General features: G+C 69.6%; 6 protein-coding genes. 3 read left to right on the top strand and 3 right to left on the bottom strand.

All coding sequences use genetic code 11. From position 1 onward, the window contains the following. Positions 1-139: 139 nt before the first annotated feature. Both ACQPY0_RS43410 and ACQPY0_RS43415 read right to left on the bottom strand, forming a co-directional pair. Positions 140-964: a peptidase gene (locus ACQPY0_RS43410; RefSeq protein WP_432974595.1), complete on the bottom strand. Its 825-nt coding sequence runs from the start codon at positions 962-964 to the stop codon at positions 140-142. Further along, positions 964-2,235 carry a VWA domain-containing protein gene (locus tag ACQPY0_RS43415; protein WP_432974597.1) on the bottom strand — a complete coding sequence of 424 codons (1,272 nt, stop codon included), beginning with the start codon at positions 2,233-2,235 and terminating at the stop codon, positions 964-966. Before ACQPY0_RS43415 ends, ACQPY0_RS43410 begins: the two co-directional genes overlap by 1 nt. Positions 2,236-2,462: 227 nt before the next feature. Between ACQPY0_RS43415 and ACQPY0_RS43420 the strand changes: the two genes are divergently transcribed. From ACQPY0_RS43420 to ACQPY0_RS43430, 3 genes are all read left to right on the top strand, one after another. Beyond that, positions 2,463-9,584 carry a hypothetical protein gene (locus ACQPY0_RS43420; protein WP_432974599.1) on the top strand — a complete coding sequence of 2,374 codons (7,122 nt, stop codon included), beginning with the start codon at positions 2,463-2,465 and terminating at the stop codon, positions 9,582-9,584. Between the two features lie 32 nt (positions 9,585-9,616). Next, positions 9,617-10,990: a hypothetical protein gene (locus ACQPY0_RS43425; protein ID WP_432974601.1), complete on the top strand. Its 1,374-nt coding sequence runs from the start codon at positions 9,617-9,619 to the stop codon at positions 10,988-10,990. Positions 10,991-11,130: 140 nt separating this feature from the next. Next, positions 11,131-11,457, top strand: a complete 327-nt coding sequence (locus ACQPY0_RS43430) for a YbaB/EbfC family nucleoid-associated protein (protein WP_432974603.1) — start codon at positions 11,131-11,133, stop codon at positions 11,455-11,457. Between the two features lie 19 nt (positions 11,458-11,476). On the opposite strand, the gene ACQPY0_RS43435 is transcribed toward ACQPY0_RS43430, so the two are convergent. Then, entirely contained in the window at positions 11,477-12,004 is a 528-nt protein-coding gene (locus tag ACQPY0_RS43435; RefSeq protein WP_432974605.1) for a hypothetical protein, read from the bottom strand. Between the last annotated feature and the right edge of the window lie 46 nt (positions 12,005-12,050).

Genomic DNA, 12,050 nt, shown 5'->3' on the forward strand with positions numbered 1-12,050 from the left:
CAGGGACGCAGCTCGGCCCCCTTCTGCTGCGCGCCGCCGAGGTCGGCTCTGATCCCGCGACGATTGACAACGGGGGCGCCCACCAGACCTCGTCGTCGGTGGGCGCCCAGTCACCGCCCCATGCGGAAGGGGCCTTCTATTACGTACGGCGGCGGCGCCAGGTCAGCGAGAAACCGACGACACCCGCGACGGCGGCCAGGATGCCGCCGATTGTGGTCCAGACCCATCGTGAGGACAGGCCGGGCAGCCAATCCGACGCCGCGCTCGCCCCGTCGGGGGTCGGGCTGGGGCTGGCCGAAGAAGCTGCCGGGCCGGCTCCGGACGCCACCGTACCCGGCCTGGCCGCCGGTACGAGTGCGGCATTGAGATCGCCGTCGTCGGCGCTGGTGCCGCCGTCGGTCGCACCGATGAGTGCGTCGACCTTGGTGGGCAGGCCGAGGTCATTCTCGGGCAGGTCGACAACGGACAGCCGGACGTAGTACGTGCCGGGCAGCGGATCTCCCGACCATGGCTCGGCCCACGAGCGCACGCGCCGCAGGGTACAGCCGAGGGCGATCTTCGCATCGGTAACGGCGGCAACCGGCGTTTGCGCACCGGCCGTGCATGCCTGCCGGCGGCGTAGTCCGTCGAAGACGTCAACGGTCCAGGTGGACGGGCCGCTGCGTTTCCCGGCGGGCGGGAGCGCTACCGTGAGTGAGATGTCGGTGATCTGTCCGGCCGCGGCGGTGAACGACCAGTAGAGGTAGTCGCCGGTGGAGGCGTCCACCTTGATCGGCTGGCCCGGGCTGACCGGGATAGCGGTGAGGAATGAGGTCCCCGCCCGCGCGACGGTGCTCGCGCTCGGCGACGGAGTTGGTGCGGCCGCCGCGTCGAGCGGTAGGGCGATGACGCCCAGCGCCGCCGTCGCTACGGCGGCGAGACGAGCACACGATCGGATGCGTCCCTGTCGGGTGCGGATGGTCATCAGTTCGTCCTCCAGGTCGCGACCCACCAGCGGGTCAGCCAGCCGGCGACAGCGCCGGTGAGCAAGCCGGCAACGGTGAGCACCAGAAGCAGCAGCCAGCCCCGCCCCAGGCCGGGAGCGTCCGGAGCGGGCGAGGCGGTGACAATGTCGATGGTCAGCTCAAATGGCATGCCCGGGCCCGCATTCGCCTGCGCCGGGCCGGCGAATGAGTTACTGACGACCAGACAGATGTCCGTCGTGGTGGCATTGGCGTTCGCTGATGGGCTCGCTTCCATGTCCGCCTCCGAGGCGGACCAACGCAGGCCGGTGGACAGCACATCGGTGCGCCCACTGCCCGCATCCGTGCCGCGGACGAGTTCCCTGCCGTCGGCGGCAGCGGCCCGCAGGAGCACGCCGTAGTCGGGGTTGACCGGGCGGTCCAGAGCGATGCTCACCGAGGCGCGCAGCTCTTGGTCTTTGCGGACCGGCACCCGGTACCAACGGTGCTCCGAGATCTTCTCCCGGTCGGTGTAGACGCCGGGGGAAAGCAGCGGCGCCTGGGCACACTCCGTGCCGCCGGCCACAACCGCCGGAGGCGGGACATTGGCTTCCTTGGTCCGATCCACGAGCTGCTTGATCCGGTCGGTCAGCTCCTCGGGCGTCTGCGCCGAGGCATAGGACCCGCCGGTGGCCGCGGCGATGCAGACCAACTGCCGACGCACGTTCTCATCCGGTGCCAGACCGAGCGTGTCGACCACCAGGCGCATACCCTGAGCAGCCAGCTCCCGGGCGACATCGCACGGGTCGGGCGGGGCACAGGTGTCCTCACCATCGGTGATCAACACGATCCGACGGGTGCTCCCGCCGGTGCCCAGGTCCTGCGCGGCGCCGCGCAACGCCAGCCCGACCGGCGTGAAACCGGTGGGCCGCAGCGTTGCGATGGCGGCCTTGGCGTCGGTCCGGTCCACCCGGCCGACCGGCACGATCTGCTGCGTGTCCTTGCAACCTTCGGCCTTGTCCTTGCCCTGGTAGGTCGCGCCGAGCACTCGGATACCAAGGTGCGTCTCGTCGGGAAGGGCATCCACGACCTCGTTGAATGCCTGCTGGGCGACAGAGATACGACTGCGGCCACCGATATCGGTAGCGCGCATCGATCCACTGACATCGAGGACGAGTTCAACCTTCGGCGGCTCGGTGGGACCGGTCTCTTCAGCGAAGGCCGATGTCGGAGCGGTTGCAGACAGGATGGAAAGTCCTATCAGGATGACAGTGAGCCACCGTTTCATGATCACGGCGAAGATCATAGACATTGACGGAGCGCGAACCACCGCGGCGGCCGTCGCCGCCCAGGGACACCCGGTCCTGGGACACCGACGTCTCGCTTTGTCCCCGCGCACGCCCTCGAACGAGGGATTGGTTTGCCATCGCGCGTCGGAATTAATCTTCCAGTAACGGTTGCCTGACCCGCCATTCATGCCCGTACGGAGGTCGTCATGTCTCGCCACTGCTGGATGCCCCGTTGACCTCGGCCGTTCCCACCAGCGGCGGGATCATCGGAGTTCCCACCGGTACCGGCATCGAACCGACCTTCGTCAGACCGAAGTACCTGCGCATGCACGACGGACTCAGCCTGTGGCTATCGAACGAAGACGGTCGATATGGCAGGCTGATCGCCGTATGGCTCCCCGGCGCGCCTGACACACAGCCGAAGTACCAGCCGGACAACGACGAGGAGACCGAGCGGCTCGCGAGACTCCTGCCGGACGACCATTTCCTGGTCTTCGGTCTGGTGAAGGGCGGCTGGCTCACCACGCCGGGCGGCCCAGCGGATCTCGAGATACTGGAGTTACTCGCCGAGATCGTCGCCGACTTGCCCGATATCATGCCGGCCAACCGGCCCGCATTGACGCCGGTGCTGGCCATGCCCGGCGGCGGCGCGGTCGCCGGGCGACTGGCCGAGCTGATCGGCCGGGATGTCCTGGCGCTACCAGGAGCATTGCCTTCGTTGGTGAACGGAGGCGCGGCCCGCCTGAGCACACCGGGCGAGGCAGGGCCGTCCGACCACGCCATTCGCGGTCCGTTGCGCCGCTACCAACCCGGCGACCCGGTGGGCGTCCCGCTGTCCCCGGAACTCGCGCGGCAATTCGCCGACGCCATCGGCGTCGAGCCGCCCGTCCCGGCGCGGATCGACATCGCGGACGAGCGCTGGCAGGCGATAGCCGCGATCGGTACCCCCAAGGTCGACCTGCCTTTTCTCGATGAGCTGGTTCGAGACATGCGAGAGGCCGCCGACGGCCACCACGTGCCTGAGGCGGTCTGGGAGGAACTGCCCCAAAAACTGCTGAGCAACTACAAATACCTGCTCGACGGTTTCATGGTCCCGCTGGGCGACGCCGAGGCCCTGATCACGCTGAGAACGCAACGCCCGGAGGTGGTACGCAACCCGGGTGCCGCGATCACGCAACCGCGAGACACAACGACGGCACTGGACCCGGACGACACCGAATCCGACGATGAGCGGGCGAGCACGGCCGGCCGCAACGCCTCGGTCGGCGACACCGCCGTGGACAGCGACCGCACCAACCCCCCACTCACCCACGACGAGCGGGCCTTCCGCGGAACCGAGACCGTCAACGCGGCGTACTCCCTGGGCGCCCACGTCACGACGCACACGGGGCAGACCGGCAGCACCCGGGTGGCGCAGCCGTTCTCGTTCGGCATCGGCGTGGGTCCGGCGACAGTCAGGACCGGCCCGCAGATCGCCGGCACCGCCAACAAGTCGGGCCGGACCACCAAACGCGTCCTGGACGCGGAGGCCGGGCACGTCCAGAAAAACGGGGGCGGCATGACCGCGCTGAGCTCTCCGGCGGCCTGGTCGTTCAAGCTGCGAAGCGACGCCACCAAGGCGTGGGAGGACGTCGAGGCCCGGTCGGTCGACACCTCGACCTCGGAGGCGGAAACGCTGGTGGTCTGGATGCCGGACCACTACATCGAAACCCCGCCTCGGTACCAGTACCAGGTCACCGCGCCCCGGCCCGCACCTCGACGCCGAGCCGCAGCTGCGCCGCACACGGCGGCGGCCCCCGACGCCCACCAGTTGCCGGCCATGTACCACAGCACCGGCATCACCGGCCTGTCGACAATGTTCGACGGGATCGTCGCCCGGCTCCAGGCCCAAGGGCTGGAGCTGAAAGTCGGCTCGACGATCCGCGAGCAACTGCGCGAGAAGATCTGGAACCTGGAAGCGCACCTGGATCGGGCCGTCAACAACCCGCTCGGGTACGCGTTCACGCTTCATGACAAGCGCGGACGAGTGGCCGCACGGGTGGAGATACATACTGCGCTGCCGGCTGAGGGGGACGAGGTCCAACTGGTCGGCCGGACCAGCGACAAGTCCCACGTGGAGGACGTGCGGACGGCGATCGACGGCACCGGCGGCGGCCACTCGTTGAGCCAGAGCACCGGCCTCTCGTACAACCTGGAAGCCAGTCTGGCGCCCGTGCCCGAAATGGGTGTCGGCATTGCCGGGTCGGTGGGCCTGAGCTGGTCCACCGCCAACGGGATCGGCAGCGACCGGATCGGCCTATGGGTCCAGGTGCCGCGCTTCACCGGGCGGACCAGCGGTTTCCACATGCCACTCACCCACTCCGTGGTCACCGCGGTGAAGGGAAAGCGGTTGCCCGACCCGGGCACCGCGGACCGCTACAAGTCCGTCACGCTGCTGCGGATCGCCGAGTCCGACGCCGCGGAGCTGCTGACCGAGCGCTTGTGGCAACCGACCACTCGCTATGCGAGTGGGCCGCTCGAGACGATCGCGGAAAAACCGAAGAGGGTTCCACCGACCACTCCCTATGCGAGTGTGCCGCTCGACACGATCGCGGAGGCGGAGGAACCGGAGGAGGAGCCGGAGGAGGAGCCGGAGCCGCCCATTCCCGCGCACGTACTGCGGGGCAAGGGCATCGGCATGGGGCTGGCCCGGGTCGACCAGTCGACGGTCGACGACATGCTCGAGTACCTGCTGTCCGAGCTCGGCCGTCGTGGCTTCGTGCCAAAGGGCAGCACCGCGGAGGCACTGCGCAACCGCCATTGGTGGAACCACGGTGCCGGGCTGGACAGCCAGGTGGACAACCTGGAGCTGGTTGACCGAATGGTCTCACTGCAGGGTCTGGACTCGTTCTACGACGCGATCCACCAGGACGGCCTGCAGTTCACGCTCTACCGCCGCCGCGGCACGCTCGGCATGGATTTCGACGTCGACGCGGCAGCGATCACCATCAAGGCCGTCCGGACTCCCGGGACCACCCCGACCTCCAGCGGCACGACGTCGACCCACACCGCGGTGAACCTCGGGATGAGCCTGGATACCGCGGGGCAGAATGTCAGCGGCAGCAAGGCCGCGAGCCTCACCTTTCCCAAGTTCAAGGTGCTGAAAGCGGTGCTCCGCGGCGCCCTGTTCGCCGTCGGTGCGGAACGCGGCAAGGGCGCCGGCGACAACGTGAACTTCGTCCTCAACCGGCCGGAACTGCTCGAGTACGGCGGACCGCTCGCCGGCATCGACGAGCACAGCGACTACGTAGTCACCATCAAGTACCAGCACTCCGGGCCGCGTGGCCACGTCGAGCCCGGTCGCCGGGACCCGGAACCGCTGAACCTCATCCATCAGCCGGCCAAGCTGATGGTGCCCCCCATCGGCACCGAGGACGGTCCGACGTCGACCGGGCCGACACCCCCCAAGGTGCTCGACCGCGCGGTCGTGTACTACCTGGACAGCAGCGGCACCACCGATGCGCTGACCGGACTGTTGCCGACGTTGACGACGCCCAACGGCGCGGCCAACGAGGAGGTGCGCACCTTCGCGGGCCACATCGAGCTCCGGGCGCATCTCAAGGAAATTCTCCACAAGACCTACACGACCGACCAGTTCTTCAAGTCCAAACTGTGGCGGGACACCCACGCCACCGCTGACATCTCCGGCGAGATGGGCACCTCCACATTCCGCGGGGCGAGCGACGACCCGTTCGTGATCGGCATCATCAAACTGTGGCTGGCCGAATCCGCCACCAGCAGTAACCGCAAGACGGGCGTCACGTGGGAGCAACTGGACCTGGGGCTGGGCGGGTCGGCCGGCGTGGCGACCATCACCGGCGAGATCGACACCAAGCGGCAATTTGAGTGGTCCAAGACAACGGCCAGCGGGCGGACCGGAGGCACAGAGCTCCTCCAGCTCGACTTCAACCACGCCTACCTCTACGAGACCGACATCAGCCTGGAAGTCCGGGCCCGGTTGGAGAAGCACGGCAAGTTCGCCTGGGCCAGTCAGGACCCGCTCGACCCCGTCACCGTTGCGGACCGGCGCATGCTGTATCTGCTGCCCGAGCCGGAGGCACTCGCCCTGTACGGCACCGGCGACCTGCCGGTCTCCGCCAGCACCCTCACGGACGCGCTCAGGCGCTGGTCGGCCAACGACCTGAGGTTGAGCGGCGACGTGGTCGCCCGCGTGCTGGCCCGGTGGCAGAAGGACTCCCCTGACAAGGCGGTGAAGCGCCGCCACAGGTGGGCCGACCTCCTGAGGCGGGCGCACCGACAGGGAGCCCTGCCGGTCCTGGACCCGTCGGCCCGGAAAGAGTTCGCGGAGGCATTCGGGCTCAGGCTCGGCGAGCGCGCCAACCCGTACCAGGAAATCGAACTTCCAGAATATCTGACCCGCACCGACCCGGGTGGCCGTTTCCTGGGGCACCACGGCATCCATGAGGTGACGTACGACTCGGGCCGCAATCTCTTCGAGATCATCAAGCGGCAGGTCGACCGCGCCGCGCCCGGCCTGCTGACCGCCGACGCGGACGTGTGGGACAGCCAAGGCCGGATCCTCGGGCGCCTCCAGGGCGGCATCGACTCGCTCCAAGCGCTGTTCGCTCCCGGTCGGGAGCAGGCGTTGTGGGAGGAACTGCTCAGTCCCAACGGCCTGACCCTCTACCTCGTCAACCCGATCGGCTGGTTCCTGGCCGACATCGTGGAAATCAACATCACCGACGAACTCACCAGCGACCCCGAGGTCTACGACTTCAAGGCCAGGACCGGCGTCGAGACCTACATCCACAACTACCGCACGCGACGCGTCACCAGGGCGCGCCGCAGTGCGCAGGGGATCACCGTCCCGAAGCTCAACCCGGGCGGCGGGGGCGCCTCCGGCATGACCGACCTCCAGTTGAACTCGGCAAGCACGCGCAACGTCACCCAGTCCGACACCGGCATCACCGAGCGGATAGTCGGCGCCTTCGACGGCACGTACCTCGCCCGCTACAACCACCGCACGCGCATCCGGGTCAACCGGCTCGACATGGCCGGCCGAGAGCTGAACAACACGCTGGCCAGCGGCTTCGTGTCACTGCACAGCAGCCCGGCCGTCAACGACGTGACCGAGAGCGGCGCCCTGAGCATCGAGGTGCCGGCGGCGGACGCGGAGGCGGGCCGGCAGCGTGGGCCATGGCCGGTGCGGCACCTGGTCCCGCTGCCCGACCTGGTGCCACTGGACGCGTTCGTCGAGGGTGCCACGCTCGACGACGCGCTCCCGGCCGCCCGCGAGCTGATCGGACGCCTGCTGGGGCACGGCGACCTAGGCCCCCTCGACGGAATCCGCCAGCGCCGGCATAGATGGAAGAGGCTCCACTTCGGCAGCAGCACCCGCACCCACACCGAGATGTCGTTGCCGCAACTGCTCTCCCGCAACCACCTGAAGAACCACCTCCCCGCAGCGAGCATCGGGTCCGGCGCGGTGGTCGCCGACGGCCTCTTCGTTCCCGGGCGCTCCAGCAAGCGGGTCAAGCTGGAGATGTTCGGCGGGCTGTTCGACCTGACCGTGGTCGGCCGGGTCGCCGAGGGTAGCAACACCGGCCGGTACAGCAAGTTCCAGAGCGGCACCACCGTAGCGGCCGGCACCGACCGCTGGCAGCCCACGGTCGATGCCCAGGCCAGCGGCACCGCGCCGCTGGGGGCGAACTCCGACCCCGCCTACGCGCACACGCTATCGACGCCCCTGCAGTCGAACCAGGTCACCGCAGCCGGCAACTCGATCTCCAACACGAAGATCGACCGGCCGGAGTCGACCGGGAAGAACCAGGGCGCGCAGCTGATCGTGAGGGTCCGCGGCCGGTACCGCCTCCGCGCCCATCTCGTGAGGTCCCACCTGTTCCGCCGTCCGAACAGTGCTCCGCCCCAGGTGAGCCGGCCGTTCACCGGCGACGTGTACCTGAAGATCTCCGAGGGCGAGGTCGCGGTAATCCGCCAGGCCCTGACCGCCGCGTCGCGCAAGGTCGCCCTCCAGGGGGCGATGAGCGCCGACTTCACCGGTGCGCCGACGGTCGACCTGGCGGAGTCGCTGGCAGATGCGGCGCGCCGACCGACCGACGCCTTCAGCGCCTACAAGCTCGTGGCACGTGCGATCGCCCGGCAGCAGCCCGAGGGTGACCGACTGATCCTCACGGTGGCTTCGGGCAGTTGGGCCGCCCACCGGTACAGCCTCGTGGCCCAGTGGGCGGCCCGGACCGTCCGGGACCTGACCACCGCCGGCGGGCCGGTCACGATCCAGCTGACCGAGCAGGAAGAGCAACTGCTGAGCCGGTACCGGGCTCTCTACTGGACCGTGGCCGCGAGCGCCGGCCTCACCGAGAACGACCAGGCGGTCAAGGAAGGGCTGGCCGGCCTGGTCACAGCCGATGGGCTCTCCCTCGCCCAGCAGGTGGAGACGGCGACCGATGCCCTGGTCAGGCTGGTCCAGGACGTCTACGACCGCGGCCACCCCGACTCACTGCCCAACCTTCCGGCCGTGGTGGCCCTGTTCGGCTCCGACCTGAAGACGCTGGCCCGGGACATCGCCCATGAACTGGAGCGGGACGTCCGGCTGGACTCCGGTGCCACGCGGCGCTGGTTCGACCGGAACGGGCGCTTCTATGCCTTCGACCCGGCAACCTTCGACGACAGCCGGCTGACCCTCGACCAGGCCGTGGCCGGCGGACTGATCAGGCCGGACGAGGCCCAGCCCAGTCTCCGGCTGGCCACGGTCAAACCCGAGGAACAGCGCCAACCCACCCTGCGCGAACTGGTCGGCCACTTCAAGATCACCGACGAGGACCTGGGCCGCATCTACCGGACGTCGTGGGCTCACCAGCGGACCTTCGAGCAGCAATTGCACGCCGAGATCCGCAAGCGGTCGCGTCCGCAGGACGACCGGACCGGCACGCCGCAGCCACCCGCTGTCCCCGCCGTGCTGACGACGGCACAGACCGCCTTCGCCACGGGGTACCAGAACGACCCGGATCGGGGCCGGCTGTTCGAGGAGCTCGACCAGCTGGCGCCGGACGGCGTCGCCCTGTTGAACACGTTGGCGACGGCGCTCGCCGCCGGGCGCACCGATGTCGACGCCGCCATGGTCCGGGCGACCGCGGCCGCGCTGGCCGGGGGCACCGACGCCCGATCCAGCCTGCGGCAAGAGGTCCGGTCCGTCGAGCGCGAGCTGACCCGGGAGACCAAGCTGCAGTGGATCAAGTGGTGGTACCAGACCGGGCGCCGGTTCCCGCAGAAGTCGCCATTGCTCCACTCGCTCGCGGCGTCGGTGGCGGACTGCCCGCCGGGCTCCATCAGATGAGCGCGCCGGCCCGTACCGCGATACTGGAACGCATGGACGATCCAGTGGAACCGCCGACACTCGATGCTGTCCGGCGGGCGCTCGCCGCCGCCCGGCACGAATGCGCCGCCGCCGAACAGAGGATGGCCGCCGCCGAACGGGAGGTGTCCGCCGCCGCGGACGCCGCCACCGCGGCCGACCTGCGCCACCGCCACCGGGCCGAAGAACTCGACGAACTCCTCCGCCGTTCGATCGCCGCCGATCGCGGCCTGGCCGGCCTGGAGGCGGACCGGGCAGAGGTCGACCGGATGCTCGCCGCCACCGAGGAAACGCTCCGCCTCGACCGCGCCGAGCTGACCCGGTCGCTGCCGTCGCGCGACAGCGATGCCGCCCGCATCGTCGAGTTGACCGAGCAACTGCCGCACGCCCAGGCCCGCGTCCTGGCCGCCACGCGCGATCCCACCCGGACGCCGGCCCAGCTCGACGAGCTGCGAGCCGCTGCGGCCGACCTGTCGGCCCGCCTCGCCGAGACGCAACGCCAGGCGGCGGAGCGCCTGCGCCGGATCGCCGACCTGGAAGACCGCACCAGCGACCGGGCAATCCGCGCCGACGAGATGCGGGCCGACCAGGCGGACCTGGACGAGTTGATCCGGCGCGCACGGCTGGCCTCGGCGCACGAAGCGACACTGGTGGCGGATCTCACCGACGAGCTCGAGATCCTCGACGACCAGGCATACACGGCCCAGGCGGCACACGACGAAGCCGTACACCGGCTCGGCACCGCCCAGCGCGAGCTCGCTGGCCGCCTGGCCGACCTGGCCGAAGCGGAGCGGTCGGAGGCCGCCCGCCGGGCCGAAGCCGCCCACCAGGCCGAGGCTGCGCGGGCCGCAGCGGGGGTGAACGCGCGTCCCGATGCGCCGGTTCCTCAACAGCCGACGAGTCATGTCCCGACGGCGGCCGTGGGCAGAAGCAGTCGGCCGGCGCGGAGGAGCGGCCCGGCCCCGGCGTTTCCCACAAGCCGGATCCCGCCCGTGCCCGTGCGACCGGCGCTGCCGGGCGACGCGTGGGGAGCCCCGGTGCATCCGGCTGCCCCGGCCAACCACCCTCCGGTCACCGCACCGCCACCCGACCGGCCGGCTCCCGTCCCGCCCGCGCCGGACAGCGGCCCGCCGGCGGAGCCCGCTGCGTCAATTCCGGCACCGCCGGCGACCGGAGAGTCGACCATGGCCACGCTGAACAGCCTCATGTCCATGCTCGGCAATGGAACTCCCCCGAGCCCGCCGCGCGCCCCGGAACCCGCCAGCAGCAGCGGCGCCCCTGCCCCACCGGCGATACCGCCGATCCGATGGGAACCGCCCGCCCGCCCGAAGGACGGCTCGACGAACCGCAGCACCGAGGCGGAGCCGCCTCCGGAGGGCCGGTCCTAACCGGTCGCCTCGATCAGGGGCGAAGGGTCGTCCGTTGTGCCCTGCATAGGGACTGGTAGGCGTCCGTACGCCGATGTCACAGTTGAATGATGGCGGGCCAGTGCCCGACTTTGCTCTCTGGCCGCCCGCAAGGAGTCGAGATGTCCGAGCCGACCGAGTTCAGCTTCCAGCAGCTTCTCCAGCAGACCATGGAGATTCAGCAACGAGCCGAGCAAATGCGGTCCACGCTCAATTCCACCGTGTTGACCGGCATCTCGGACGACCACAGTGTCACCCTGACGCAGACCGCCGCCGGCGAATTCCTGTCCGTGGCGATCGATCCCGGCGTCTTCGACAAGGGGTCGGTCCGCGAGCTCGAGGCGACGGTGCTGAGCGCCCTGAAGGACCTCGCCAAGCACGTGCACGAGAACCGTCAGCGCCAGGCGTCCGAGATCATCCCCGGGTTCGCCGACTGGTCAGAGCGCTGAGCCCGCACCGACGGGACGCTCACGTCTGGGCGCTGTCCGCCTCGGCCTCGCGGGGCTGCGGGTAGAGCACGATGGACCGGACCCGGTCCGGGCCGACCCTGGGCCACTCGTATTCGAGGTCCGCGAGCACGGAACAGGCCCGGAGGGCACGCTCGGGGCTGGGTGGTTCGAACGCGATGGTCGAGTTCACCTGGTGCGGGCTGGGGACCGTCACTTCGCCGATGCCGAAACGTGCCTCCAGATCGCTCAGCGGCAGCGGTTCCGCGAGCATGAACTCCACAAAGATCACCCGGTCCTTGGTCTCGAGATCGAGCACGAACTCGAAGCGGGCCGTGCCGGCCGGCGGCGGGCACACCAGCTGACAGCTGACCCGCTCGGCGCCGATGATCGCGACACCCATGGCACGGCTGACGTCATTGACGTGCATCGACTCGGTGTAACGCAGGGCCGACACCCACCGATCAACGATGTCGAGTTCCATCCCGCTTCCCCTTTCCGTTACCTGACGGGTCGTTCTATCGACGGATCTCGCCCACGCGCGGTTCATGGCCCCTCGAATAGTGGGGTCTCGGCACACCTGCCCGGTTCTGTCG

The sequence above is a fragment of the Dactylosporangium sp. CA-233914 genome, from assembly GCF_050942935.1.
In the GTDB taxonomy this organism is placed as follows: Bacteria; Actinomycetota; Actinomycetes; order Mycobacteriales; family Micromonosporaceae; genus Dactylosporangium.

Excerpts from the sequence above, each read along its gene's own strand:
- ACQPY0_RS43435 (WP_432974605.1), bottom strand. The coding sequence starts at position 12,004 with ATGAACCGCGCGTGGGCGAGATCCGTCGATAGAACGACCCGTCAGGTA.
- ACQPY0_RS43410 (WP_432974595.1), bottom strand. The coding sequence starts at position 964 with ATGACCATCCGCACCCGACAGGGACGCATCCGATCGTGTGCTCGTCTC.
- ACQPY0_RS43425 (WP_432974601.1), top strand. The coding sequence starts at position 9,617 with ATGGACGATCCAGTGGAACCGCCGACACTCGATGCTGTCCGGCGGGCG.
- ACQPY0_RS43430 (WP_432974603.1), top strand. The coding sequence starts at position 11,131 with ATGTCCGAGCCGACCGAGTTCAGCTTCCAGCAGCTTCTCCAGCAGACC.